The 25,398-nt window shown below is 62.5% G+C and carries 20 protein-coding genes; 13 read left to right on the forward strand and 7 right to left on the reverse strand.

Going from position 1 to position 25,398, the window contains the following annotated elements; all coding sequences use genetic code 11:
- Positions 1-94: 94 nt before the first annotated feature.
- The 5 genes from parC to HJ583_RS10665 form a co-directional block, all read right to left on the reverse strand.
- On the reverse strand, positions 95-2,488 hold the full coding sequence (gene parC, locus HJ583_RS10645) for a DNA topoisomerase IV subunit A (RefSeq protein WP_101942362.1): 2,394 nt from the start codon (positions 2,486-2,488) through the stop codon (positions 95-97).
- Positions 2,489-2,577: 89 nt separating this feature from the next.
- Positions 2,578-4,206 (reverse strand): methyl-accepting chemotaxis protein, encoded by a 1,629-nt coding sequence (locus tag HJ583_RS10650; RefSeq protein WP_170021879.1) that lies wholly within the window; start codon positions 4,204-4,206, stop codon positions 2,578-2,580.
- Positions 4,207-4,318: 112 nt separating this feature from the next.
- Positions 4,319-4,783: a chemotaxis protein CheX gene (locus tag HJ583_RS10655; protein WP_101942360.1), complete on the reverse strand. Its 465-nt coding sequence runs from the start codon at positions 4,781-4,783 to the stop codon at positions 4,319-4,321.
- A gap of 2 nt (positions 4,784-4,785) precedes the next feature.
- Positions 4,786-5,157 carry a response regulator gene (locus HJ583_RS10660; protein WP_101942359.1) on the reverse strand — a complete coding sequence of 124 codons (372 nt, stop codon included), beginning with the start codon at positions 5,155-5,157 and terminating at the stop codon, positions 4,786-4,788.
- Positions 5,154-7,187: an ATP-binding protein gene (locus HJ583_RS10665; protein WP_170021880.1), complete on the reverse strand. Its 2,034-nt coding sequence runs from the start codon at positions 7,185-7,187 to the stop codon at positions 5,154-5,156. Before HJ583_RS10665 ends, HJ583_RS10660 begins: the two co-directional genes overlap by 4 nt.
- 923 nt (positions 7,188-8,110) lie before the next feature.
- On the opposite strand from HJ583_RS10665, the gene HJ583_RS10670 reads away from it, so the two are divergent.
- The 4 genes from HJ583_RS10670 (at position 8,111) to HJ583_RS10685 (ending at position 12,800) form a co-directional block, all read left to right on the forward strand.
- Positions 8,111-9,118 (forward strand): TRAP transporter substrate-binding protein, encoded by a 1,008-nt coding sequence (locus tag HJ583_RS10670; RefSeq protein ID WP_170021881.1) that lies wholly within the window; start codon positions 8,111-8,113, stop codon positions 9,116-9,118.
- A gap of 73 nt (positions 9,119-9,191) precedes the next feature.
- A complete protein-coding gene (locus tag HJ583_RS10675) occupies positions 9,192-9,812 on the forward strand; it encodes a TRAP transporter small permease (RefSeq protein WP_170021882.1) in 621 nt (206 codons plus the stop codon).
- Positions 9,809-11,488 carry a TRAP transporter large permease gene (locus HJ583_RS10680; RefSeq protein ID WP_170021883.1) on the forward strand — a complete coding sequence of 560 codons (1,680 nt, stop codon included), beginning with the start codon at positions 9,809-9,811 and terminating at the stop codon, positions 11,486-11,488. The genes HJ583_RS10675 and HJ583_RS10680 overlap by 4 nt, the downstream gene beginning before the upstream one ends.
- Before the next feature lie 154 nt (positions 11,489-11,642).
- Entirely contained in the window at positions 11,643-12,800 is a 1,158-nt protein-coding gene (locus tag HJ583_RS10685; protein WP_170021884.1) for an oligogalacturonate lyase family protein, read from the forward strand.
- A gap of 104 nt (positions 12,801-12,904) precedes the next feature.
- Here HJ583_RS10685 and HJ583_RS10690 read toward each other — a convergent pair whose 3' ends face one another.
- Positions 12,905-14,824 (reverse strand): ABC transporter substrate-binding protein, encoded by a 1,920-nt coding sequence (locus tag HJ583_RS10690; protein WP_170021885.1) that lies wholly within the window; start codon positions 14,822-14,824, stop codon positions 12,905-12,907.
- Between the two features lie 269 nt (positions 14,825-15,093).
- Here HJ583_RS10690 and HJ583_RS19090 point away from each other — a divergent pair, with 269 nt between their 5' ends.
- Genes HJ583_RS19090 through HJ583_RS10735 form a run of 9 tightly spaced genes read left to right on the forward strand, consistent with a single transcriptional unit; the run spans position 15,094 to position 24,362 of the window.
- Positions 15,094-16,245 (forward strand): methyl-accepting chemotaxis protein, encoded by a 1,152-nt coding sequence (locus HJ583_RS19090; RefSeq protein WP_235943800.1) that lies wholly within the window; start codon positions 15,094-15,096, stop codon positions 16,243-16,245.
- Between the two features lie 12 nt (positions 16,246-16,257).
- Complete coding sequence (locus tag HJ583_RS10700; RefSeq protein WP_170021886.1) at positions 16,258-16,626, forward strand: response regulator; 369 nt, start codon at positions 16,258-16,260, stop codon at positions 16,624-16,626.
- Positions 16,627-16,640: 14 nt separating this feature from the next.
- Positions 16,641-16,946, forward strand: a complete 306-nt coding sequence (locus tag HJ583_RS10705; protein ID WP_170021887.1) for an STAS domain-containing protein — start codon at positions 16,641-16,643, stop codon at positions 16,944-16,946.
- Positions 16,943-18,967, forward strand: coding sequence for a chemotaxis protein CheA (locus tag HJ583_RS10710; RefSeq protein WP_217423368.1), 2,025 nt, complete (start codon positions 16,943-16,945; stop codon positions 18,965-18,967). Before HJ583_RS10705 ends, HJ583_RS10710 begins: the two co-directional genes overlap by 4 nt.
- A 15-nt stretch (positions 18,968-18,982) precedes the next feature.
- Positions 18,983-20,608: a methyl-accepting chemotaxis protein gene (locus HJ583_RS10715; RefSeq protein WP_235943801.1), complete on the forward strand. Its 1,626-nt coding sequence runs from the start codon at positions 18,983-18,985 to the stop codon at positions 20,606-20,608.
- Positions 20,609-20,616: 8 nt separating this feature from the next.
- Positions 20,617-21,132, forward strand: a complete 516-nt coding sequence (locus HJ583_RS10720) for a chemotaxis protein CheW (protein WP_170021888.1) — start codon at positions 20,617-20,619, stop codon at positions 21,130-21,132.
- A 25-nt stretch (positions 21,133-21,157) separates the two neighbouring features.
- Positions 21,158-21,979, forward strand: coding sequence for a CheR family methyltransferase (locus tag HJ583_RS10725; RefSeq protein ID WP_170021889.1), 822 nt, complete (start codon positions 21,158-21,160; stop codon positions 21,977-21,979).
- A 10-nt stretch (positions 21,980-21,989) separates the two neighbouring features.
- Positions 21,990-23,111, forward strand: coding sequence for a protein-glutamate methylesterase/protein-glutamine glutaminase (locus HJ583_RS10730; protein ID WP_408058193.1), 1,122 nt, complete (start codon positions 21,990-21,992; stop codon positions 23,109-23,111).
- A 9-nt stretch (positions 23,112-23,120) separates the two neighbouring features.
- Complete coding sequence (locus HJ583_RS10735; protein WP_170021890.1) at positions 23,121-24,362, forward strand: EAL domain-containing response regulator; 1,242 nt, start codon at positions 23,121-23,123, stop codon at positions 24,360-24,362.
- 34 nt (positions 24,363-24,396) lie between these two features.
- On the opposite strand, the gene HJ583_RS10740 is transcribed toward HJ583_RS10735, so the two are convergent.
- The gene (locus tag HJ583_RS10740) at positions 24,397-25,326 is read right to left on the reverse strand and encodes a DMT family transporter (RefSeq protein ID WP_170021891.1); all 930 of its coding nucleotides are present in this window, start codon (positions 25,324-25,326) and stop codon (positions 24,397-24,399) included.
- Positions 25,327-25,398: the final 72 nt, after the last annotated feature.

The following is a 25,398-nucleotide window of genomic DNA, read 5'->3' on the forward strand; positions in this document are numbered from 1 at the left end:
GTGAGCGCAAGACCGGGCCACTCCAGCAAAAACCGCCCGCAGCCCCCTGCAAGAAACCGGGAGCTGCGAGCGGCACGGTGACGCACAAGCGGCTTCAGGCGGGGTTCTTGAGCGCGACCGGTTTGACCTTCGGCGTGAGCGTGCCACCCTTCCTCGCACGCTTGCCACGACAGGCCTCGAGCGCCACGCCCTTGACCAACAGCTCGACATCCTTGCCACCGCGACCGGAGCCGATCACGACAACGGCGTCGGTCGGCGGGCAGGCGATGGCGCAGAGCTCTTCCTTCTCATCCAGCCCCATCACGATCATGCCGCGCCCGCGCGGCATCACCTTCATCTCGGCACGCGGGAAATACAGCAGCCGGCCATTGCCGGAAGCAGCGGCCAGCCAGTCGCCTTCGACGCGTGCCGGAACGAGCACACTTTCCTTGTCCTCGAGCGTCATGAAGGCCTTGCCCGCCCTCTGGCGGGTGACAAGATCTTCAAGTCTGGCAATGAAGCCGTAGCTGCCGGAGTTGGCGAAGAACCAGTCGCTCGCCGGATCGGCAGCAATCGCCTGAGCCACGCGGGCGCCAGGCTGGAGCTCGATCAGGGTGGTAAGCGGCACGCCGTCCCCCCGTCCGCCAGGCAGATCACTGATGCGCACAGAATAGGCCCGGCCGGTCGTGTCGATCAGGATCAAGGGCCAGGGGGTGCGCGCTTCGGCCACCAGGAAGGCAGAATCGCCACTCTTCCAGGAGAGCGTCTGCGGATCAATGCCGTGACCCTGACGGGTACGCACCCAGCCGTTTTTCGACAACAGCACGGTGACCGGCTCATCCAGCACCGGGGCTTCGACAGCGGCCACGGAGAGGGCAGCTTCAACCAGGGTGCGACGCTCGTCGCCATGCTTCTTGGTGTCCTCGCTGATCTCCTTGAGGATCAGGCGGGTCATGACGCTGCGGTTCTCGAGAATCTCGCGCAGACCGGCGCTTTCATCACGCAGACCGGCGAGCTCTTTCTCGATAGCGATGTATTCGAGCTTGGCGAGCTGACGCAGGCGAATTTCGAGAATGTCCTCAGCCTGCATCTCGGAGAGGCCGAAACGCGCGATCAGCTCGGCCTTAGGCTCGTCCGCTTCGCGGATCACCTTGATCACTTCATCGATGTGCAGCCAGGCGATCTGGCGGCCTTCGAGGATGTGGATGCGGCGCTCGACCTGCCCCAGGCGGTGTTGCGTGCGGCGCTCGACGGTGGTGAAGCGGAACTCGATCCACTCGCGGATCAGGGTGCGCAGCCCCTTCTGCGCCGGGCGGCCATCCAGCCCGATGACCGTGAAGTTCATCGACACAGAGGCTTCGAGGCTGGTATGCGCGAGCAGCACACGCATCATTTCCTCGGGCGTCTGGGTGCGCGTCTTCGGCTCCAGCACGAGGCGCACCGGGGCGAGATCGGAACTCTCGTCGCGCGCGGCATCGAGCACACCGAGCAGCAGCGCCTTGTTGTTCTTCTCGTCCTGACTGACTTCCTTCTTGCCAGCCTTAGGCTGCGGATTGGTGACCGCTTCGATCTCGGACAGGATCTTCGAGCTCGACACACCATGCGGCAGCTCTTCAACGATCACGCGCCAGGCGCCACGCGCCAGGGTTTCGACGCGCCAGCGCGCGCGCATGCGGATCGAGCCGCGACCGGATTCGTAGGCATCGCGGATGACCGAATCCGGCGAGATGATCTGGCCGCCGCCGGGAAAATCCGGCGCTGGCAGCACGGCGCGGATCTCGTCCAGCGTCGCTTCAGGTTTCTTGATCAGCAGCTGGGCGGCCGCGGCCACTTCACGCAGGTTGTGCGGCGGGCACTCAGTGGCCATGCCCACCGCAATGCCGGAGGAGCCATTGAGCAGCAGCATCGGCAGGCGTGCCGGCAGGAGCTTGGGCTCCTCGTCGCCGCCATCGTAGTTGGGCACGAAATCCACCGTACCCATCTCGATCTCGGAGAGCAGCAGCTCGGCCAGCGGCGTCAGACGCATTTCGGTGTAGCGCATCGCTGCCGCGCCATCGCCATCGCGCGAGCCGAAGTTGCCCTGACCATCGATCAGCGGATAACGCAGCGAGAAATCCTGTGCCAGGCGCACCGAAGCGTCGTAGATCGAGGAATCGCCGTGCGGGTGCAATTTACCCATCACATCCCCCACCACGCGGGCGGACTTCACCGGCTTGGAGCCGGGAGCCAAACGCATGCGGTGCATGGTGTAGAGGATGCGCCGCTGCACCGGCTTCAAACCATCTTCCACCTGCGGCAAGGCACGGCCACGCACCACACTCATGGCGTAAGCCAGATAGGCACGCTCGGCAAAGGCCGCGATCGGCAGGTGATCGTCCGGCAACTCGGCGAGTGTCGGCAGGGCTGGCGGCGGAGGCGGTGCGGCGGGCTCGGCCGGGGCCTCAGCATGAGGCGCCTGAACAGGCTCGTCTGCAAACATGTCGGGTTCTTGGTCGATGGGGAGGCTCATGGCACAGCGCAGCAGGGGGTGAATCAGGCTGCCGATTGTAGCCCGGAAGGCTGGCCCGGCAATCCGGCAGAGCTGCTCGTGATGACCGCTCAGTACCGGAAGCGCCCGATTTCGCCTTGCAGTTGGCCCGCCAGAACTTCCAGTGTCCGGGTCTCGCGCAGCGTATCCGCGATGGACTGATCGTTGTTGCGGGCACTTGAGGCGATCTCATCCATGACCTGGTTGATGGCTTGCGATGCGGCAAGCTGCTCATGGGATGCGGCGGAGATCTCGTTCAGCCCCGAGCACACACGATCCACCCCTTCACTCGCGGTAGCCAGCGCCGCAGCCACCTGATCCAGAGCCTGCACGCTGCTGGCCAGGCGCGCGCCTCCGTCACGGATGGAGCCACGCACCGTGCCTGAACGCTCAGCAATCCCGCCTGCCACCTTGTTGATCTGAAAAGCCGCATGGGCCGATTTCTCGGCCAGCTTGCGCACTTCATCGGCCACCACAGCAAAGCCGCGCCCCTGCTCCCCGGCGCGTGCCGCTTCGATCGCAGCATTGAGGGCGAGCATGTTGGTCTGCTCGGCAATTTCCTTGACCTCACCTGAGAGATGGGTGATTGCATCAGTACTGGTCACGAACTCATCTGCAGCAGAGGCTATCTGGCTCACCGCATGCTCAACGGTACGAATATCCTGAACCAGGGTACGGACCCTCTGATTGCCCTGACGGGATTCGGTCTGGCTCGCCAACGAATCCTGCCTCACACGATCCGCGCTGGCAGACACGACTTCGACCTGGGTCGTGATCTGCTCGACCGAGTTGGCCGCCTCCTGAGAGCGCTCGTTCTGGGCATGCGCCGCATCCATCAGGTCTGAAGCGTGACTAGCCAAGTCACGCGACGCCTGCGAGACCTTCCCGGCGACCTCTCCGGTGCAGCGGATCAAGCCCTGAAAAGTTTCCATGAGCTGATTGAAAGCCAGTGCGGCCCGGCCGATTTCATCTTCTCGCCCTACCGGCAGGCGTGCCCGCAAATCAGCATCCCCACTGGCGATGGTGTTCAGGCCTTGGGTCATGGCCGCGAGCGGAAGACTCACCACGCGCCGTACAAAGTAATAGACGAACCCCAGAACGGGAATACCCAGCAAAAGAGCGAGCCCAATCAGCTTGGCGGTGAAGAGATTCGCGGTATGCCCAGCCTCTTTAAGAGAAATGCGCATGCTCACCACCCCAAGCACCTCCCCCTGCTTGGCCAATGCATGACAGCTCAGGCAGTTCTTGCCCAGATAATCAGGCTGCGCAATGGCGGGCAGCACTGCCACCAGCTCCTCCGCCGCCGGATCGTGACGGTAGAGCGGCTGAGCACTAGCAAGAACGGCTGCCTCATCTGCGTCAGGCTTGAGGGGTGTAGCAGTGCCGGGCCCGAACTGCCGGGCCACCGCATCCGCCCGGATAACACGCAGACGGCTCACATCTCGCGCATTGGCAACCTGATCGAGATAAGCCGCACGCTCCCCCACGGTGCCGGTAATCATCATGGCAGTGAGTGCCGCCATGGTCATCTGATGCACGCTTTCGGCAAACTTCTCGGCCTGCCGCTGAGCCATGGCCTGCTGCTCGGCATGCGTCCAGTAGATGCTCACTGCCCAAGCAAACAGGATCATCAGGCCAATACAACCGACCAGACGGACCCATACCGGCGAGCTTGGATTTGCACATGGGGCATCGGGCATGAAAAGCGTCCTTGTCAGATCAGCGCTCGGCGGAGCACCTTTCTGCTTTAACGGACACACGCGCTGCTTTTAAAGCATCGGGATTACCCTTGCCCTTTGAGGCGACGTCAATTCATTGACGCCCGGTCTTCAGATCCACCACCACCATCGCGTCAAAACCATGCCAGGAGAGCGGCACCACATAAGGACGCGGCTCGCTGGACGGCTTGAAGGCAATGCCGGCCGCCCGGCGCGGCACCGAGATTTCCAAACCCTCCCCCAGCTCCTTGCGGGCACGACCGGAGAACATGTTGGCGATCTCGCCCACCAGATCGAGGTGATCGGCATCCGTGATGGTATCCATGCCGCTCGCCACCAGAAGGTGCGAGAGCATGCCGCGCGGGGCGGCAAAGCACAGGCTACCGCTCCAGTCACCGCTCACGTCGACGATGCCGGCATAGTCGAAGAAAGGCAGGTACTGATCGGTATCTGCCAGAAAGGCCGAGCGCACCTCGGCGCGGTCGCCGGTAGAGTGCTTGAAGTAGTGGGCGACGGACTCGACGAAAGCCTTGAGTTCCTGTTCCTGGATGGCACGCATGTTCAGTCCCTTAACAATTCCTTGAGCCCCTCGACCAGCTCTTCGCTGGTGAAGGGTTTGTGCAGATAGCCGTGCGCACCGTTGGTCATGGCCTGTAGCGCCGTCTTGCGATCCCCCAGGGCAGACACGACGAGGATGCGCATTTCGGGCGAGAGCTTGACGAGCCCCTTGATGCAGGTGACGCCATCCATATTGGGCATGGTCAGATCCATGGTGACCACGTCCGGCAGGTGCTTGCGCGCCAGCTCCAGGGCTTCGACGCCATGGCGGGCAGTACCCACAAGTTCGAGGCGCGGCAGATCCGGATGGGTGGCGAGCTGGGCGATGCGGTTGCGGATCACTGAAGAATCATCCACGACGAGCAGTTTCATCATGCGGCGAACTCCACACGGAACTCGGTGTAACGCCCGGGCTGGGTGAGCAGGCGCAGGCGTCCGCCGATACGCTGCACGGCATGATTGACGACATCCAGGCCAATGCCTCGCCCGGCATGCGAATCGACCTTGTCAGCAGTAGAAAAACCGCGCCGGAAGATGGCCATGATGACCTGCTTGTCGGAGAGTTCGGCGAGCTCGGCAGAAGATAGCTGGCCGCTGGATTCGAGCTGCTCGCGCAGGCGCTTGGCACACAGGCCGCGGCCATCGTCACGCACCGAGAGAGTGAATTGCTCGGAACCATTGGTGGAAAGCTCAATGCGGATCTCACCGGCGGTGGGCTTGCCGGCACCCGCGCGCTCAGACGGGCTTTCGATGCCGTGCACCACCGCGTTGCGCACCAGCTGCGCGGCAATCACGCGCAGCGCGCTGGCCGCCTGCTGAGGCAGCATGTCCAGCGGATCGAGATGAACGCGCGCTTGTACGGCCTTGCTGTAAGCATTGGCCACGCGCTTACACAGATCCTCGATGGTGGCGCAGAAGTCGGCCGGTGGCTGCTCGGGCTGTTCGGCGTATTTGGACGCCATGCCGCGCAGCCAGCCCATGCGTTCGAAGAGCTTTTGCAGGGCGACGGAGATGCCGATCAGTTCATCACCAGACAGCTCGTCGCGCCCCCTCAGACGAGCGAGCAAGTCTTCGAACTGATCGGCATCCCGCACCACAAAATCGAGCCCCAGCATCGAGGCATTGCCCTTGATCGAATGCACCACGCGGAAGATCTGCGCGGTGAGCTTGCGATAGTCACCGGGGCCGCCATTTACGGCCTTGAGGCGATCGTTGATCTCGAGCAGCCCCCCCTCCGCCTCTGTAATGAATCCCATCAAGGTGGCTGGCTGCATCTGCACCAGGCGCAGCATCACATTGAGCTGCTCGTTGGCATGGCTACGCGCGGTGGAGAGCTCGCCGCGCAGCGCCACCAACTCGGACACATCGGCCACCGTCACGAGCAGATGGATCAGCTTGCCATCAACCATCACGCGCGTGAATTCAAAGTTCAGGTAGCGCGCCCCCTTGTCGGTGAGTACCCCGACTTCGCGCAGCGGATTGAGCTCGCGCACCAAGGCTTCCTTGACGCGATCCCCGAGCAGCAGGCGGGCGTACTGAATGGCCTGCTCATGGTCATCCACGCTGAGGATGTCGCGCAGGATCATGCGGAAGTCATCGCCCTCGCTCACCGTGCGCCCTAGCAGGCCCGAAACAGAGGCCGAAAACTGGCCGCCGATGCGGAATTCGCGGTCAATCAGGATCAGGCCTTCGCGCACTGTGCCAAGGATTTCAGCGGTTTCGCGCTCGGCCGCTGCAGAGCGCGCATCACTCTCGCGCAGGCGGCGGATGAATTTCACCAGGATGAAGGCGAAGTTGAGCAGGGCCAGGATGATGCCGGCCGTCTGCACCTCACGCAGCCACTGGGCCTTCTGCGAGGCCACGGCTTCGAGGCGTACCGTGAGCTCGTTCATCAGGCCCAGCAGACGGGCATTGTGGATGCGGGCCTGACTGGCAGCGGCGATCACGCTCGTCTCGCCCAAGGTATCGGCCGCCGTGCGCAGCACCTGGCTATATGGCTGCCACAGCGCCCTGGCCTCACCCAGAATGCGCTGACCATCGATATCGCTCACCTTATCGAGGCGCACCGTCTTGCCATCCGCCCCCTTCACCGCACCACCTGCAGCGAAGGCGTTCAGGCTCTGCTCGAAGAGCGCCACCGCATCGCCCAGTTCGCGCGCCACGGCCACCTCCATGCTCTGCTCGCGACGCCCGGCCTCCAGCATCAGGGCGGACTTGGCCATGCGTTGCGAAAGCATGCGCTGGCGGCCAGCAAGGTTGATGGCCACGGCATCCGCCGCGATCTGATAGGAGGTGTAGAAATTGAGGACCAGAACTGCGAGGTCGAACACAAGAAAGAAAGCGACCGCGAGCACGATTTCGCGGTACTTGCCGAGAAGGCTCTCGGCGCGTTTGGGGGTTTGCATTGTTCTGTCTCCGTTTATGGCCAGCTGTGCCGGCACCGGGACAGTGCAAATTTCAGGCCCGGACGCCACAAACCTTGCCAGACGGCGATTTACACGCCACCAATGGGCGTTTTTCACCCCTCAACGGTGCATCCACGCACCGGCTTGGGGAGAAAACCAGAAGCTGTACGTAAGAGTCGGTCTTACAGACGACGCTCGACCATTACTTCCTGCAAGGCCTCGATCAAGGTCTCGTTGCGAAAGGACATAGAAGACACCCGCCCCCTGCGAGGTGCTTGGCAGGCAGCCTTCTCGTCCTGCACGCGCACTCGTACTCGGCAAGATTCGTCAACAAATGTTGCGGCCCCACGCACAGTCGGCTCCCGCCCGCTTCCGATACGGCGCTCAACAGGCCACCAGAATCGGGCCAGAAGGGCAGCCACACTCAGGACAAAAGCATTTTCGAACGAGCGCGGCGCTCCGCGCTGAGCATGGCCCAGGATGTTTTCCAGGCTACCGGAAAAGCGCGCAAACAGCCCTGACGGAAAGGCTTTCAGCGCCCCCTGCCCTTTGTCACCAAGCCGTCCCAGCAGCCCGCTTGGCAGCCCGGCTCCTGCGCAGCCTGTGCGCTTGCCACTCACTCTTCCTGGCCCGCCGCTTGAACAGGCAGTTCTGTGCCCACCTCGCCTGGCGCGCGTACGTGACACCAGGGACACGTCAGGAAAACCCCGATGCCACGCGGCATCTGTCACAGAGCACACTGCGCGCATTCGTACGCTCAACGTCCGAAGTGCCGCGCACAAGCGGGCTGGCAGCCATCCTTGCCATCAAGCCTTGTGTCACCCCCACGGCAGGCCTTGCTGCAGCTGCGTTATGCAAGTCTGCCCGCATTGCATATAAACAAGGGAAGGCTCTTAGCCTGCCCCACAGAGGAGAACTACACCATGAACATCCGCCGCACCCTGTTGCTGGGCCTCATGGCTCTTGCCGCCAGTCCGCTGGTCCTCGCACAGCAACCCATCGTCATCAAGTTCAGCCACGTCGTGGCCAAAGACACGCCCAAGGGCAAGGCGGCCGACCAGTTCGCCAAGCTCGTCAATGAACGCGCCGCCGGCAAACTCAAGGTCGAGGTCTATCCCAACAGCCAGCTCTACAAGGACGGCGAGGAGATGAACGCCATCCAGCTTGGCGCTGTGCAGATGCTGGCTCCGTCGCTGGCCAAGTTCGGCCCGCTGGGTGTACGCGAGTTCGAACTCTTCGACCTACCCTTCATCTTCGATGACTACAACGCGCTGCACCGCATCACCAACGGCCCGGTAGGTGCCAGTCTGCTCAAGAAGCTCGAGCCCAAGGGCATCGTCGGCCTCGCCTACTGGGACAACGGCTTCAAGGATTTCTCGGCCAACAGGCTGACCAAGAAGCCCGAGGACTTCAAAGGGCTGAAAATGCGCATCCAGTCCTCGAAGGTGCTCGAATCGCAGATGCGCAGCCTCGGCGTGATCCCGCAGGTGATGGCTTTCTCCGAGGTCTATCAGGCACTGCAGACCGGCGTGGTGGATGGCACGGAGAACCCGCCGTCGAACTTCTACACCCAGAAGATGCACGAGGTGCAGAAGTACATGGTGCAATCGCACCACGGCTACCTGGGCTACGCGGTGATCATCAACAAGAAATTCTGGGACGAACTCTCGCCTGATCTGAAGAAGATTGTCTCCAGCGCCATGGATGAATCCACCCGCTATGCCAACGCGATTGCCCTGAAGGAAAACGCCGACGCCACTGATGCGGTGAAGGCCTCTGGCAAGACTCAGGTCGTGGCCCTCTCGCCAGCCGAGCGCAGCGAACTGAAGAAGGTCATGGTGAAGGTGCACAAAGAGCAGGAATCGCGCATCGGCACCGAGCTGATCAAGTCGGTCTACAAGGAAACCGGTTTCGATCCGGCCAAGCCCTGATCAAGCCGCATAGTACGAAGGGGGCGCAAGCCCCCTTCGTGCTTTTCCCTTCGCCCCTGCTCAGGAGCCTCGCATGAAAATCCTCGATCATCTTGAAGAGTGGCTGATCGCCAGTCTGATCGGTGCAGCCACCCTCATCATCTTTGTCGCGGTGGTCCACCGCTATCTCGCCGGACTGGAAATTCCCGGCTTGCAGGACTGGTTGCTGGGCCTGCATCTGGGCTGGGCTCAGGAGCTGACCATCATCCTCTTCGTATGGATGGCCAAATTCGGTGCCGCTTACGGCGTGCGCACCGGGATCCACGTCGGCGTCGACGTTGCCATCAACCAGATGCCTGATCGCATCCGTGCGCGCTTTGTGCTCTTCGGCCTGCTGGCCGGCGCCAGCTTCACTGCCATCGTGTGTACCCTGGGCTGGATGCTCGTATGGGGCAACGGCTTGCACCATGAATACAACTTGCTCATCGGCAGTACCGAATTCGTGCCGGAGGGGCCTGTCACCCCAGATCTGGAATGGCCAACCTGGGCGGTTTTCCTCGCTGTGCCGCTCGGATCGGCGCTGATGTGTTTCCGCTTCCTGCAAGTGGCCTGGAATTTCTGGCACACAGGCGAATTGCCGCATCACGATCACGCTGCGGTCGACGGCCTGGACGACGAAGAAACCGCACCCCGCGCTGAAGGGAGCCGCGCATGAACGCCGCCATCATTTTCGGCCTGCTGCTGGCCCTGATGCTCACCGGGATGCCGATCTCGATCTCGCTGGGCCTCACGGTGCTGACCTTCCTCTACACCATGACCCAGGTGCCGATCGAATCCGTGGCGATGAAGCTGTTCACCGGCATTGAGAAGTTCGAGATCATGGCCATTCCCTTCTTCATCCTGGCCGGCAACTTCCTGACTCACGGCGGCGTGGCCAAGCGCATGATCAACTTTGCCACCTCCCTGGTCGGCCACTGGCACGGCGGCCTGGGTCTGGCAGGCGTGATGGCCTGCGCACTGTTTGCAGCACTCTCCGGCTCCAGCCCGGCCACGGTAGTGGCGATCGGCTCGATCCTGATGCCGGCTATGGTCAAGGCAGGCTTCCCGAACCGCTTCGGTGCCGGCGTGATTACGACCTCCGGCGCTCTGGGCATCCTGATCCCGCCCAGCATCGTCATGGTGATGTACTCAGTGGCCACCAACACCTCGGTCGGATCGCTGTTCATGGCCGGTGTGATCCCGGGCCTCTTGCTGGCTTTCCTGCTGGGCCTTACGACCTGGTATCGCGCCCGCAAGTACAACTATCCGCGCGTGATGCTGTTCAAGGACCGTAACAGCCTGCAAGCCTCCATTGGCGGTCTCTTCGGTGCCTTCTACGCACTAATGTTCACGGCCATCCCCCCCGTGATTGTTGGCACCTTGCTCGCGAAGGTTCTTCCCAATGCCGGCTTTGCCTACTTCCTGGCCGGCGTCTTCTGGCTGGCGCTGGCACCCTGGAGCACGAAGAACAAGTGGGTGACGCGCTTCGTCTATATCGGCCTGATCGTGCTGGGCGTACCCGTATTCGTCAGCGTCCAGTTGATCGAAGCCTTCGGCAGCCTGCCCACCCTCTACGCAAGCTTCATCCCCGTGGCCGTGATGCTCGGCTGGCTCAGCCTGATCCAGGCCTGCGGCAGCTATACGAAGATCGCACCCACCTTCAAGTTCGAACTGATGTGGGAGGCACTCGAAGTCTGGCGCGCCTACTGGAACAGCATCTGGGGTCTGCTGCTGATCATCGTGGTGATGGGCGGCATCTACTCGGGCATCTTCACACCGACCGAAGCCGCCGCCATGAGCGCGGTGTATGCCTTCTTCGTGGCAGTGTTCGTGTACAAGGACATGGGCCTCAAGGATGTGCCGCGCGTGCTGCTCTCCTCCGCAAACATGAGCGCGATGTTGCTCTACATCATCACCAACGCAGTGATGTTCAGCTTCATCATGACCGACCAGAACATCCCGCAACAGCTGGCGGACTGGCTGCTCGCCCAGGGCCTTGGCCCGGTAGCCTTTTTGCTCGCAGTCAACGTCTTGCTGCTGGTCGCCGGCAACGTGATGGAGCCTTCCTCCATCGTGCTGATCATGGCGCCAATCCTGTTCCCGGTCGCAACCAAACTGGGCATCGATCCGATCCACTTCGGCATCCTGATCACGGTGAACATGGAAGTCGGCATGTGCCATCCGCCGGTAGGCCTGAACATGTATGTAGCTTCCGGGATCACCAAGATGGGCATCACTGAGCTCACAGTCGCCGTATGGCCGTGGCTGCTGACCATGCTTGGCTTCCTGGTATTGGTGACTTACTGGCCGCCACTGACGCTATGGCTGCCGAAAACGCTGGGCATGATGTAGATCGATCACTTCACACATTCAGAGCGGGCGGGTCTCCTTACGGAGAACCGCCCGTTCTTCATGGCAGTACAGAAAATTCCGTAGCAGCCCCGCTCAAAAAACAGCTTGGCAGACAAGGGTAGAATGCCCCCTTCATCTCTGGAGGAAGTCTTTCATGCCTAAAGGCCGCAGCATCCAGTTTCACTTCCACGAATTCCGCGACCCCGACACCGGCGTACGCGTGACCCGCCTCTCACCGCCCGACGTAGCCTGCCCGCGCAACTACTTCTATCAGAAGTGCTTCACCAACGATGGTCGCAAACTGCACTTCGGTGGCGAGTTCGACGGGGTGTTCAACATCTGGATGCTGGATCTGGATACGGGCCTCGCCCGCCAGATCACCGAGGGCACGGGCGATAACTATCACGGCGCCTATCTCTCGCCCGACGATCAGTATCTCTTCTACACAAAGAGCGGGCGCGAGCATCGCCGCGTGGATCTCGCCACCCTCGAAGAGAAAATCATCTATACCGTGCCGCCGGAGTGGAAAGGCGCCGGCACTTGGGTGCCCAATTCCGCCTGTACGCACATCGCAGCAATGGAAATCCTGCAAGCCGATGTGGTGACCGGCGTGAGTGGCTGGGAGCGTTTTCGCAAGCAGTTCGAGGTCAATCCGCGCCAGCGCCTGATGGATATCGATATCGCCACCGGCGAAGCCCGCGTGGTGCTGGACCAGCGCCGCCACATGGGGCATCCGATGTTCCGCCCCTTCGACGACAGCATCATGGGCTTCTGCCACGAAGGCCCGCACGATCTGGTCGATGCGCGCATGTGGTTCATCAATTCCGACGGCACGAACCTGCGCAAGGTGAAGGAGCACGCGCCGCACGAATCCTGCATGCACGAATTCTGGGTGCCGGATGGCTCCAGGCTCATGTATGTGAGCTACACCAAGGGCGATCAGGATCGCTTCATCGGCGCCGCCGACCCGGTGACGCTCGTCAATGAGAACATCATGGCGATGCCGCCCTGCGCGCACCTGATGAGCAATTTCAACGGCAGCCTGCTGGTGGGCGACGGCGCCGGCCAGCTCGGTGACGTGGCCGACAAGGACGGCCACGCCTTCGAGGCCGATCCTTACATCCACCTCTTCGACATGGCCAGTCGCAGCCACCGCAAGATCTGTCGCCACGACAGCACTTGGGCCGAATACAAGGGCAACACCCAGGCCACCCATCCGCACCCCTCCTTCACGCCAGACGAGAAGCAGGTGCTCTTCGGCAGCGACCGCGAAGGCAAACCGGGGCTGTATCTGGCGGATCTGCCGGGCTGAGCCAGCAGGCTTGCGACCAGGGCGACGCCTGCACAACGCCCTGCACACCTGAGCGACAAAAATGGCGACCCGCAGGTCGCCATTTTCATGTGCGCTGCCCGGCCCTATTTCACGTAATAGAACTGCTGCGGCAGAGTGGCGCCCGGTGAAGCGTAGGTCCAACCGTAAGGGAAGCGCTCGGGCACATTCATCAGCTTCGCGTTGCGGATACCGGTGGTGGGCGGATTGCGCACCGTGCCGATGATCTCGAACTCCTCCTGACACAAGGCCAGGATCTGGCGGAACAGCTCGTCAGCCTCGCGATCCGATCGGGCACCAATCCACTGGTCGTAGAGCTTGAGGCGCTTCTGCATGTTTTCGGTCGGCGCTTCGCCTTCCTTGCCATTGGTTTCGTACCAGCGCACCCAGGGCAGGCCCTGGCGTGATTCGGTGGCATGCACGGCCACGTAACCACGCGGGTCGAGCGTCGGATCCATGCCGCCGTTGAGTCCTTCGATCACCGTATCGTAATCATTGGTCTTGGCGCGGTCGTAATGCAGGGTGCGCTCGGCCGGGCGGATCACCAGTTCGATGCCTACATCCTTGAAGTGCTTGCGGATCAGCTCCGAATTTTCCATGGCCTGGCTGGAAGACACCATGACCGAGTGGTACAGGCTCACCCGCCCGCCCGAGGCGTACTGACGGAAACCATCGCCATCCCGCTTGGCGAGGCCCAGCTTGTCGAGCAGGGCGTTGGCCTGTTTGGGGTCATAGTCGGTGTATTGCTTGGCCAGCTTCTCGTTGTAGAGCCGATGCTGGCGCAGCGGCCCGATCTGCCAGGGCTCGCCCTGGCCCAGATAGACGATGTCGTTGATCTCCTTGCGATTGAGCGCCAGCGACAAGGCGACGCGGAAATCCCGGGTGCGGATCAGCTCGCGCAGCTTGGCGTTCTTCGTCGTGTAGTTCAGGAACAGGGCACCCGAATTGGTCGGCGTGGGTACCAGATTCATGATCGCGTACTTGCCCTTTGCGGCGTTCTCGGAGAGCAGCGGCCGATTCTGGATCGCGTCGATATGGCGCACCTGAAAGTCCAGCTGGCCATTGATCGCGGCCAGCACGATGGTTTCAATCTCGGAGATCACCTGGAACTGGACCTTGTCCACATAAGGCAATTGCTGGCCCTTGCTATCCACCTGCCAGAAGTACGGATTTCGCTGCATCAGCACCTTGGTTGCTCCGCCGCTGTAGGGCTCCTTGATCACCCAGGGATCCAGCGTTGGCTTGTCGGGATTGCCCCAGCGCGTGGGCGCCTCGGGCTCACCACACTTGATGCGCAAAAGCTGGCTCCAGTCCTTGGCACTGGCCGCCTTGATGAGCTCATCCACCTTCGGGTTGTATTTCGGGTGGAACTGGCTGCAGTAGTGCTTGGGGAACATCACCGGATGCTGGCCCAAGGGCGTTGCCAGTTGCTCGATGAACTGACGATAGGTGCCGGAAAACCTGAAGCGCACAGTCTGCTCGTCGATCTTGTCGACCTGCATCGGCTTGTCGTTGATCTGGTATTGCGCCGGCATCGCGTTGAGAAACTGCTTGTTGGCCAGGAGATCGTTCACCGCAAACAGGATGTCGTCGCTGGTGAAAGGTGCGCCATCCGACCAGCGCAGGCCACGGCGCAACTTGAAGATGTATTCGGAAACATCGGCGTTGGTGCTCCAGCTTTCGGCCAGATTCGGTACCACGCCGGAGAAATCCAGCTTCCAGCGGGCGAGCCCCTGCACCCCGATCATGCGCAGGATCGCGTTGCCATCCCCATTGCCGCGCAGGGCCGAGCGAATCGTTCCGCCGTACTGGCCGGGCTTGCCCTGGCTGATCACTTCCGGCTTCTCAGGCAAACGCTGGGCCAGCGCCGGCAACTTCCCCGCTGCCACCTGTGCAGCCAGCTCCGGCGCCTCGCCCGCCCGGGCCACCCCGGCCCCCATTCCGGTGGTAATCAGCAAGCCTGCCGCCACGCGCTGCCAAGCGTGCAATGGATTCAGTTTTTTCATAGTGGTCTCCCCCTGCCATTCATTGGCAGGCGGGATTCTGCCCGATCAAATCTGCCGGCCCGGCTTATGTTTTCTGGCCCTGCCGAAAACACTTCTGCGCCGCCACAAAGCGCTTCAGACGCCACTTCGTAAAAGACTGATACAGGCCAGGCAAAAGCCCCGCCCAAAAGTACATGGTCCATCAAGCCACAAGGCAGGAAAACCGTTATGGCTCCTGCACGGGCGGACTCTTTCTGCCGCGTGCGGACTTGATCTGATCGGGGGAAAGCATGTCCGCTCCAACAGCCAGTATGCGCGTCCGCGCCCTTGCCGGCGCCAATCTGCTGGCCATGACATTGCTTGCCAGCAGCTGGTGGCTGGGCCTCATGGTCGGCCTGGTGATGGGCGCACTGATGCTGTGGCTGCTCGCCGGCGCCGATCAAACCAGCCCCGCCCAGCCACTGAGCTTCAGTGAGCCGCTCGTCAGCAGCCCACGCAGCGAGCCCGAGCAGCATGTGCGCGAGCGCTATTTCGCCGTCGCCCATGGCGTAGTGCCGCTGTGGCTGCGTCATATCCAGTCGGTGCGCCAGCAACTCGATGAAGCCTCCGCCCAGCTCGCCAGTCAGTTCTCCGGTATCAGCCAGTTGCTGGGCCAGGTCAGCGGCGCAGACGACAGCCAGGCCGCAATTGCCGCCGTGCAGCGCGCCGAGAGCGGCCTGCGACAGATCAGCAGCACCATCGATCGAGAACACGAAATCACCACTGCCCTCATCAACCAAATCGCCAGCGTAGCCAGCCATATGGAAGGGCTGCGCTCGATGGCCGCCCAGGTCGGCGCAATTGCCAACCAGACCAATCTGCTCGCCCTCAATGCAGCCATCGAAGCCGCACGCGCGGGTGAAGCCGGGCGCGGTTTTGCAGTGGTGGCCGACGAAGTGCGCAAGCTGTCGACCCAATCGGCCGACACCGGAAAATCGATTGCCGGCACCGTGCAGACCATCAACGATGCCATGAGTACCGCGATGCAGCTCTCCGAACAGGCCGCGACTCAGGAAGAGCTGATGCGCAAGGAATCTGCGGCCACCGCGCACGACATCGTCGAGGAATTCAACGCCGTCACCTCGCGCATGCAGGCTTCCATGCAGGCCCTGCAGGAAGAGCGCAACACCGTGCGCAGACATGTTGAAGAAGTGCTGGTGCGCATGCAGACGCATGACCGCATCAACCAGGTGATGGATCACGTGTGCATCGATATGAGCCGCTTCGACGAAGTCTCGCAAGACATCGCCGCACGCGGATTCCAGGCCGTCGACATGCCTTCGCTGGAGGAGTGGCAGGCCGAGCTCTCCAAGAGTTACACCATGCTCGATCAACACCGCGTGCACCGCGGCGAGGCCAGCCCGGCAGCCGCCACTGCCGCGCCGGCGATCACATTTTTCTGAGGACCCCTGCTTATGGCCAAAACCATCCTGATTGTCGACGACTCCTCCAGCCTGCGCATCACGCTCGCCATCGCCCTCAAGGGTGCCGGCTACGAAGTGGTGGAAGCCTGCGACGGCAAGGATGCGCTCACCAAGCTCGACGGTCGCAAATACAACCTGATCGTTTCCGACGTGAACATGCCGAACATGGACGGCCTCACCTTCGTGAAAGCCGCCAAGCAACTGCCCGCCTACAAATTCACCCCGATCATCATGCTCACCACCGAGAGCGATCCGGCCAAGATGGCCGATGGCAAGGCTGCCGGCGTGCGGGCCTGGGTGGTCAAGCCCTTCCAGCCGCCGGCCCTGCTCGATGCCGTCTCCAAACTGATCGCCCCCTGACCGGAGAAGCCCCGATGGAACTCACGATTCTTGATCCGGGCCCGCAGCGGCGCATCGCGCTGGCCGACGAAGTCAGCATCGCCGACGCCGCCGAACTGCGCGACGCCCTGGCGCTGGCACTCACCACCTCCGAACAACTGGAGTTGGATCTCTCCGGCCTGGAGAGCATTGACGTAGCCGGCCTGCAGATCCTCACCGCCCTGCTGCATGAATCCCATCCGGTGCGCATCACGGCCCCCTCGGAAGCTTTCGTGCAGACCGTTGAACTGCTGCAGCTCGAACCGCTGCGCAGCGCCTGCCAACAGGAGGCCCTCGCATGATCGATCTGGACCGCGCCCGCGCCGCGCTCATCGAAGAATCGCGCGAACTTCTGGCCGCCATGGATGCGGCACTCCTGCGCATGGAGCAGGAAGGACCGGACCCGGAGGACATCAACGCCGTCTTCCGTGCAGCGCACACCATCAAGGGTTCGGCGGGCCTCTTCGGCCTCGAACTGATCGTGGATTTCACCCACGTGATGGAAAGCGTGCTGGTGCAGGTCCGTCAGGGCACGCTGCATGCCGATGCCGCACTGCTCTCGCTGATGTTCGACTGCGGCAGCTACATCAGCCGCCTGATCGACGAACTCGAACAAGGCCATGAGCACAGCGAGCCGGACCCGGCCCAGCGCGCGCATCTGCTCACAGCCCTCAACACCTGCCTCGGCAAACCGGCCGCCAGCGCCAGCCCGGCCACCGGCAACGCCCCGGTCAGCTCCGCCAACGCACTGCACCACTGGCGCATCAGCCTCAGCTTCTATCCCGAAGTGCTGCGCGATGGCATGGATCCTCTGTCCTTCATCCACTACCTCGCGCGCCTAGGCGAGATCGTGGCCATCCATACCGACAGCGACAGCCTGCCGGCACTTGCCGACATGGATCCTGAATGCTGTTACCTGCGCTTCTCGATCCTGCTCGATTCGATTGCCAGCCAACAGGAAATTTCCGCCACTTTCGATTTCGTGGCGGAGGGCAGCGACATCCGCATCGAGCGCATCGAGGCGCCGGCACCACAGCCCGGCCCCAGCGAAACCACCGCCCAGCCCGCCGCCCCCGGCGCCAGTGCCCCGCGTGCACCGCGTCGTGCCGCGGGCGAGCAGACCTTCGTCAAGGTCGAGGCACGCAAGCTCGATGAACTCATCAATACCGTCGGCGAGCTGGTGATTGCCGCCGCCAGCGGCCAGCTCTTCGTGCGCCAGCAGCAGTTCTCGGCCGTGGGTGAAGTGATGGGCGAGATCGAAAAGCTCGTCGAGCAGATCCGCAACAAGAGCCTCAATCTACGCATGACGCCAATCGGGGAAATCTTCCAGCGCTTCCCGCGTATCGTGCGCGACGTCTCCAAGGATCTGGGCAAGAAGATCGAGCTCTCGATCAGCGGCGCCGAAGCCGAGCTGGATAAATCCATGATCGAGAAACTCGCCGATCCGCTGCTGCACATCGTGCGCAATGCCATCGACCACGGCATCGAGCCGATCGAGCAGCGCCTCGAAGCCGGCAAGCCCGCCGAGGGCCGGCTGAGCCTGAATGCCTTCCAGGATTCGGGTGGCATCGTGATCGAGGTGCGCGACGACGGCCGTGGCCTCAACCCGGCCAGGATCCGTGCCAAGGCCATCGAGAACGGCCTGATTGCGCCCGATGCCCAGCTCGACGAACAGGCGACCTTCGGCCTGATCTTCAAGCCCGGCTTCTCTACCGCCGAACAGGTCACCGATCTTTCCGGACGCGGCGTGGGCATGGATGTCGTGCGCCGCAATATCGACGAACTGCACGGCGCCATCGAGATCGAGTCGGTGCTCGGTCAGGGCAGCACTTTCCGCATCCGCCTGCCCCTCACCCTTGCCATCATCGATTGCTTCCGCGTGATGGTGGGCGAGCGCAACTTCGTGATTCCGCTAGAACTGGTTCTCGAGTGCATCGAGATCGAGGACGAACCGGACGCACAGGACATCATCAACCTGCGCGGCGAGCCGCTGCCCTTCGTGAAGCTCTCCGATGTGTTCGGCATTCCCGCTCACAGCAGCGGCGAATACCGCTCGATGCTGATCGTGCAGAGCGGGCGACGCCGCGCCGGCATCCTGGTCGACCGCCTTGTCGGCGAACTGCAAGCGGTGATCAAACCTTTGGGCTACCTCCTGTCCGGTATTCACGGACTCGGAGGCGCCACCATCCTGGGCGACGGCAAGGTCGCCCTGATTCTCGATGTACCGGCCCTCTTCGACCGCACCTCGCAGGTCGAAGCCAGCCGCGTGCGTCTGGCCGAACAGGGTGGCGAGCGCGCCCCCCGCACCATCCAGCTGTCCTGAACCAGGAGATTTGCCATGAAACTGATCCACAAGATGTTGCTTCTGGTCGTCGCGGCCCTTGCAGGCCTCGTCTTCCTCGCCTGGTTCGCCGGCAAGGAGACCACCAAAGTCTTCGAGAGCGCCAACTTCGCCAACGAAAACACGGTGCCCTCGCTACTGATCCTGAACGACGCCATCGATCCCTATGCCAAGAACCGCGTATTGCTGTGGCGCCTGGCCATCTCCACCGAACCCAAGGATCGTGAAAAACTGCAGAGCGACATGCTCACCAACGAAAAACAGATCCACAAGGCACTGGCTGACTACGAGAAAGTCATTTCCAACGACGACGATGCCAGGCTGCACAAGGCTCTGAAAGACGCCTTCGACGAATACTTCGGCTTCAAGAACAAGGTTGTCGAGCAGGTCAAGACCACCAATGCCGACACCCTGAACAAGACTGACAAGCTCGTCACCCTGATGAAGGAGCACGCCACCTACACCGCCAAACTGTCCAAGGCCTTTGAAGAGATCCTCAACGACAACGCCCAGACCGGCAAGGAAATGGCGGCCGAAGCGCTCAAGGTGCGCGAAAGCGCACAGAACATCTCCATCCTGGTAACCGGCATCTGCCTGCTGGCCGTTTTCGGCATTGGCGCCTTCGTCACCATCAGCACCCTCCGCTCGCTCGGTGGCGAACCCGCTTACGTGGCCGAAATCGCGCGCCAGGTGGCCCAAGGCAATCTCGCCGTAGAGGTCAATGCCAAGAACAAGAACAGCGCCCTCGGGGCCATGAAACTGATGGTTGATCGCCTCTCGGTGATCATGCAGAAAGTACGCTCCTCGGCTGACGCCCTGGCTTCGGCTTCCGAAGAGCTGGCAGCCTCTTCCTCCTCGCTGGCACAGAACTCCGGCAACCAGGCCGCCAGTGTCGAGGAAACCAGCGCTTCGATGGAAGAAATCTCCGCCACCGTGTCGCAGAACGCCGAGAACGCCAAGGTCACCGACACCATTGCCGCCAAGTCCGCCGATGGCGCCAAGCTCAGTGGCGATGCGGTCGCCGATACCGTTGCGGCAATGCGCCAGATCGCCGAGAAGATCAGCATCGTCAACAGCATCGCTTACAAGACCAATCTGCTGGCGCTGAACGCCGCCATCGAAGCCGGCCGCGCCGGTGACTATGGCAAGGGCTTCGCCGTGGTGGCCTCCGAAGTCGGCAAGCTGGCTGATCGCAGCCAGGCCGCCGCCGAGGAAATCAGCTCGCTCGCCAGCAACAGCGTCGGCCTCGCCGAACGCGCCGGCCATCTGCTGGGCGAAATGGTGCCCGAGATCGCCCGCACCTCCGATCTGGTCAGGGAAATCTCCGCTGCCTCGGGCGAGCAGCAAAATGGCGTGGCCCAGGTCAACATGGCCATGAACCAGCTCACCCAGATTACCCAGGCCAACGCGGCCGCTTCCGAGCAGCTCTCCTCGACAGCCGAAGAGATGAGCAGCCAGGCCGTCGAGCTGCAGCAGGCGGTGAAGTTCTTCAAGCTGCGCCACGACGCCTCAAGCTTCATCGAACCGGAATCGAGCATCGACATACCGCGCGGCGCCAGCGAGAACCTCAGCAAGAGAGTCAAGCCCGGCGAAGTCGATGAATCCCTGTTCACCGGATTCTGAGGTGCATCATGAGCAGCAATGACCAGAGTCCGCGCCGCTACCTCACCTTCACGCTACACAAGGAGGTGTTCGCGGTGCCGGTGGGGCCGATCCGCGAAATCATCGAGTATCCGGCCGTCACCGAAATCCCGCTGGCCCCCGAATTCCTGCGCGGCGTGATCAACCTGCGCGGCTCGGTGGTGCCCCTCATCGACATCGCCGCGCGCTTCGGCCGCGGCCCCTCGGAGATCACCTGGCGCACCTGCGTGATCGTGTTCGAAGCGAGCAGCGAAGACAGCCTCCATCAGCTTCTCGGCATCATGGTCGACACGGTGCACGACGTCCTGGACGTTGACCCCGCCCAGGTTGAGCCACGCCCCGAATTTGGTACCGTGCTGCGCACAGAATTCGTGGCCGGCATGATCAACCGCAACGGCAAGTTCGTGGTGGTGCTGGATATCGACAAGGTGCTCAACTCGCACGAGTTGCGCCGCCTCATCGACCAGACCGAGATGAACCCGCAAGCCGAGCCTGCCAGCGTCTGAGCGGGAGAAGCGCGTGGACATGCACATGCCCCGGCTTCCCCACCCGCTCTCCGACCAGAGCTTTGCCTGGCTGCAGGCCTACTTCGAACAAGCCAGCGGCATCCGGCTGCGCCCCGAAAAGAAGATGCTGGTCATCAGCCGGCTGCAGAAACGCCTCGAAGCCCGTCGCTTGCCGGGTTTCGATGCCTACTGCGCACTGCTGCGCGACCCCGCCGAAGAAGCCGAGCGGCAAAAAATGCTCGACGCACTCACCACCCACGAAACCTATTTCTTCCGCGAGCCACGCCAGCACGAGCACTTTGCACAGACCGCCCTGCCCGGCTTCAAGCGCAAGCCGGTGAAGGTGTGGAGTGCCGCCTGCTCCAGCGGCGAAGAAACCTGGAGCCTGGCCATGCAGCTGGCTGAGCACTTCGGCCTGCATGGCTGGGAGCTCACCGGTAGCGACATTTCCACCCAGGTACTGGAGCACGCCGCGCGCGGCCTGTATCCGCTCGAGCGCCTGCAGAACATGCCCGAGCGCACGCTGCACCGTTGGTGTCGCAAGGGTCTGGAACGTTACCACGGGCAGTTCCTGATCGCCCCCGCCTTGCGCCAGCGCGTGCGCTTCCAGCAGCACAACCTGCTGGAGCCTGCCAGCGCCCTGGGCGAATTTGATGTCGTGTTTCTGCGCAACGTACTGATCTACTTCGACGCCCCCCGGCGTAGCCGCATCCTCGCCCATGTCGTCGCCTGCCTGCAGCCCGGCGGATACCTCTATCTGGGCGAATCCGAAACCCTTACCGCCCTGCCAGCCGGCATGCAACAGACCGGTACCGCAGTCTTCCGTCGCACCCAGCCCACAAAATGAGGAGAGCACTGTGATCAAAGTCATGATCATCGACGACTCGGCGGTCGTCCGCTCGGTACTGCAGGAAATCCTGCAGAAGCATCACGGCATCCAGGTCATCGGCGCCGCGCCTGACCCTATCTTCGCCCTGCAACGCATGCAGACACAGTGGCCCGACGTGATCGTGCTGGACGTGGAAATGCCACGCATGGACGGCATCACCTTCCTGAAGAAGATCATGGCCGAGCACCCCACGCCCACCGTGATTTGCTCCTCGCTCACCGAAGCCGGGGCCGAAACCACCATCCAGGCCATGGAAGCCGGCGCGGTGAGCATCATCACCAAGCCCACGGTAAAACTCACCGAATTCCTGCGCGATTACGAAGACGAGTTTCTCACCGCAATCCGCGAAGCCGCCGGCGCCCGCCTGCGCCCCCAAGCCCTGCGCCGCCCTCCGCCACCGCCCACGCCGCCTTTCAGCACCCCGGCTGCACGGGCCAGTCTGAGCGCCGAGCGTGCCAACGAAAAACTCACAGCCGATGCCGTGCTGGCGCCGCCCTCCGGGCGCAGCGCCATGGCCCGCACCACCGACCAGTTCATCGCCGTAGGTACCTCCACCGGCGGCACCCAGGCCCTCGAATACCTCTTTGGCTGCCTTCCGGCCACCACCCCCGGTATCGTTGTAGTGCAGCACATGCCGCCGATGTACACCAAGAGCTTCGCGGCCCGGCTCAACGAACGCTCGCCGATGAAGATCAAGGAAGCCGAAACGGGTGATCGCATCCTCGCCGGCCACGCCCTGATCGCCCCGGGCGGCAAGCATCTGGTGGTGCGGCGTAATGGCGCGCAATACGATGTGGAGGTCGTCGACGGACCGCTCGTGTCTCGCCACCGCCCTTCAGTGGACGTGCTCTTCCGCTCAGTCGCGAAGTCGGCCGGCGCCAATGCCCTTGGCATCATCATGACCGGCATGGGAGACGATGGCGCACGCGGCCTGAAGGAAATGTTCGATGCCGGCGCCCGCACCATTGCCCAGGATGAAGCCAGCTGCGTGGTGTTCGGCATGCCCAAGGAAGCCATCAAGCACGGCGGCGCGCGCGACGTGATGGGTCTCGAAGCCCTCCCCACCGTGATGCAGTCTTTCGGACGCTGAACAGCTCCCATGCGCAACGGCCTGCCCCGCCCAATCAAGCTCTACGGCGCACTGGTTGTCGATGACAGCAGCGTGCAGCGCATGAACGCCGTGGACCTGCTGCAGAGCGCCGGTGTGCCGCGGGTGCTCGAAGCAGCGGATGGTCACGCCGGGCTCGATCTGATCCGCAACCAGACGCCACCCCCCGCTTTTCTCATCGTCGACCTCGAAATGCCCGGCATGGACGGCATCGAAATGCTGCAGGCTCTGGCCAACGAGAACTATCGCCCGCCCTTCCTGATTGTCAGCGGCCAGCAGCCGAACCTGCTCAGCTCGATCGAAACCATGTGCCAGGAACTGGGCCTGCCGATTCTCGGCGCCTTCTCCAAGCCGCTCACCCGAATCCAGCTTCAGCAGGGGCTGGAAGGCTTCAGCCGAATGGTCGAGGTCCGCGAGCATCCAGCGGTCGATGCGGGCCTCAAGGTTTCACCAGAAGTCCTCGCTGACGCACTCGCCCACCAGGAAATCCTTCCGCACTTCCAGCCCAAGCTCAATCTCGTGAGCGGCAAGCTGGAAGGCTTCGAATCGCTCGCCCGCTGGACCAGCCCACACTTCGGGCCGATCCCACCGGTGGCCTTCATCCCGGTGGCCGAAGCGCATGGCCTGATTGATGACCTCACCCGCGCGATGTTCGATGCCGTGCTGACCCGCATGCAGCAATGGCAGGCAGAAGGCTTCCATCCGCATGTGGCGGTTAACCTCTCTACCCGCTCCCTGGCAGACCGCTACTTCTGTGATGACCTGATCCGCCGTACCCAGAGCGCAGGCATTCCACCCGATCGCCTGATTCTGGAAATCACCGAGTCCTCCCTGATGAGCGATCTGGGCGCCGGCCTCGGCGCCCTTGGGCGCTTGCGTTTGAAGGGATTCCGCCTGTCGATGGACGATTACGGCACCGGATTTTCCACCGCCCAGCAACTCTCGCGCCTGCCCCTCACCGAACTGAAGATCGATCGCTCCTTCGTGGCCGATGCGCCGGGCAAACCCAGCTTGCGCACCATCCTCGCCTCAATGATCAGCATGAGTCTGGATCTGGGGCTCAGCACGCTAGCCGAAGGCGTGGAAACCGTAGAGCAGCTCCGTCTGCTGCAAAGCCTGTCCTGCCAGCAGGTACAAGGCTTTCTGCTTGGCAGGCCGATGCCGGGCGAAGCCGTGCTGCCATGGTGGCAGGCCGAAGAGGCCCGCATCGTGGCGCTGATTACTGGCGAGTGAGGTTAGCTGCAGCGTTCAAACCATCCTCAGCGAATCAAGCCTTGCTGGCTGATGCTTCGCGGGTCACCAGCCAGATCCCGCCGCATACCAGCAGCAAGGCCAGCAGGTTCTTCCACTCGAGGATGCGCTCGTCAAGGAACAGCGCCGACAGGCCTGCGCCAAAGATCGGCACCAGAAAGTTGAACACCGTCACCAGACCGACACGGTTGTACTTGAGCAGGATGGTCCACAGCGCAAAGGCCACCGACGACAGCAGCACCATGTAGGCCATCAGGGCCAACGCCGCCGGCGAGAAGGTCTCCAGTTGCCCGCCCAGCGCCCAGCCCCCTGCCAGCAGGGCCAGCCCGCCAATGAAGAGCTGCCAGCCGGTCAGCACCACCGAATCGATACGCTGCGAGAGTTTTTTGCCGTAGATCGAGGCGGCCGAGAGGATGAAGGCCGCCAGCACCACGCTGCCCTCGCCCAGCAAGCTGAAATGGAAGTCCAGCAGTTCGGGGCTGAAATTCACCACCAGCACACCGGCGAAACCGATCAGGCAGCCGGTGATGCGCGGCGCGCTGAGCTTGTCGTTGTGATAGATGAAGTGCGCCAGCAGCACTGAGAAAAAGGTGCCGGTGGCATTCATGATCGACCCCTTCACGCCAGTGGTGTAGGCCAGCCCGAGGTAGAAGAACACATATTGCAGCGCAGTCTGGGTCAGCCCCAGCAGACACACCTCGCCCGCCGCGCGGGCGGAAGCTAGGCGCAGCGACTTGCCCGAGAAATGCGCAAACACCAGCAACAGCAGGCCGGCCCATAAAAAACGCCAGCCCGCAAACAGCAGCTTGCCGGGGATGTCATCCGCCGCGATGTGCAGCAGGGCGTAGCCATTCTTGATCGCTGGATAGGCACTCCCCCACAGCAGGCAACACAGGGTAGCCAATGCGAAGACGACGGAGCGACGGGTAAAGAAACGGGTGTGCATGGAGCTACTTACCTCTCAAGCCGTTCGTACTGAGCCCTTTTGCAAGCTCAGAACAGGCTGCAGGAGCAAAGT

This window comes from Uliginosibacterium aquaticum (assembly GCF_012972705.2).
Taxonomy (GTDB): domain Bacteria; phylum Pseudomonadota; class Gammaproteobacteria; order Burkholderiales; family Rhodocyclaceae; genus Uliginosibacterium; species Uliginosibacterium aquaticum.

What these genes read in the sequence shown, in the direction of transcription:
- HJ583_RS10650 (WP_170021879.1), bottom strand. Translation starts at nt 4,206, where the DNA reads ATGCCCGATGCCCCATGTGCAAATCCAAGCTCGCCGGTATGGGTCCGT.
- HJ583_RS19090 (WP_235943800.1), top strand. Translation starts at nt 15,094, where the DNA reads ATGTCCGCTCCAACAGCCAGTATGCGCGTCCGCGCCCTTGCCGGCGCC.
- HJ583_RS10665 (WP_170021880.1), bottom strand. Translation starts at nt 7,187, where the DNA reads ATGCAAACCCCCAAACGCGCCGAGAGCCTTCTCGGCAAGTACCGCGAA.
- HJ583_RS10660 (WP_101942359.1), bottom strand. Translation starts at nt 5,157, where the DNA reads ATGATGAAACTGCTCGTCGTGGATGATTCTTCAGTGATCCGCAACCGC.
- HJ583_RS10680 (WP_170021883.1), top strand. Translation starts at nt 9,809, where the DNA reads ATGAACGCCGCCATCATTTTCGGCCTGCTGCTGGCCCTGATGCTCACC.
- HJ583_RS10735 (WP_170021890.1), top strand. Translation starts at nt 23,121, where the DNA reads ATGCGCAACGGCCTGCCCCGCCCAATCAAGCTCTACGGCGCACTGGTT.
- HJ583_RS10670 (WP_170021881.1), top strand. Translation starts at nt 8,111, where the DNA reads ATGAACATCCGCCGCACCCTGTTGCTGGGCCTCATGGCTCTTGCCGCC.
- HJ583_RS10710 (WP_217423368.1), top strand. Translation starts at nt 16,943, where the DNA reads ATGATCGATCTGGACCGCGCCCGCGCCGCGCTCATCGAAGAATCGCGC.
- HJ583_RS10675 (WP_170021882.1), top strand. Translation starts at nt 9,192, where the DNA reads ATGAAAATCCTCGATCATCTTGAAGAGTGGCTGATCGCCAGTCTGATC.
- HJ583_RS10740 (WP_170021891.1), bottom strand. Translation starts at nt 25,326, where the DNA reads ATGCACACCCGTTTCTTTACCCGTCGCTCCGTCGTCTTCGCATTGGCT.
- HJ583_RS10705 (WP_170021887.1), top strand. Translation starts at nt 16,641, where the DNA reads ATGGAACTCACGATTCTTGATCCGGGCCCGCAGCGGCGCATCGCGCTG.
- HJ583_RS10720 (WP_170021888.1), top strand. Translation starts at nt 20,617, where the DNA reads ATGAGCAGCAATGACCAGAGTCCGCGCCGCTACCTCACCTTCACGCTA.
- HJ583_RS10655 (WP_101942360.1), bottom strand. Translation starts at nt 4,783, where the DNA reads ATGCGTGCCATCCAGGAACAGGAACTCAAGGCTTTCGTCGAGTCCGTC.
- parC (WP_101942362.1), bottom strand. Translation starts at nt 2,488, where the DNA reads ATGAGCCTCCCCATCGACCAAGAACCCGACATGTTTGCAGACGAGCCT.
- HJ583_RS10715 (WP_235943801.1), top strand. Translation starts at nt 18,983, where the DNA reads ATGAAACTGATCCACAAGATGTTGCTTCTGGTCGTCGCGGCCCTTGCA.
- HJ583_RS10700 (WP_170021886.1), top strand. Translation starts at nt 16,258, where the DNA reads ATGGCCAAAACCATCCTGATTGTCGACGACTCCTCCAGCCTGCGCATC.
- HJ583_RS10725 (WP_170021889.1), top strand. Translation starts at nt 21,158, where the DNA reads ATGCCCCGGCTTCCCCACCCGCTCTCCGACCAGAGCTTTGCCTGGCTG.
- HJ583_RS10690 (WP_170021885.1), bottom strand. Translation starts at nt 14,824, where the DNA reads ATGAAAAAACTGAATCCATTGCACGCTTGGCAGCGCGTGGCGGCAGGC.
- HJ583_RS10685 (WP_170021884.1), top strand. Translation starts at nt 11,643, where the DNA reads ATGCCTAAAGGCCGCAGCATCCAGTTTCACTTCCACGAATTCCGCGAC.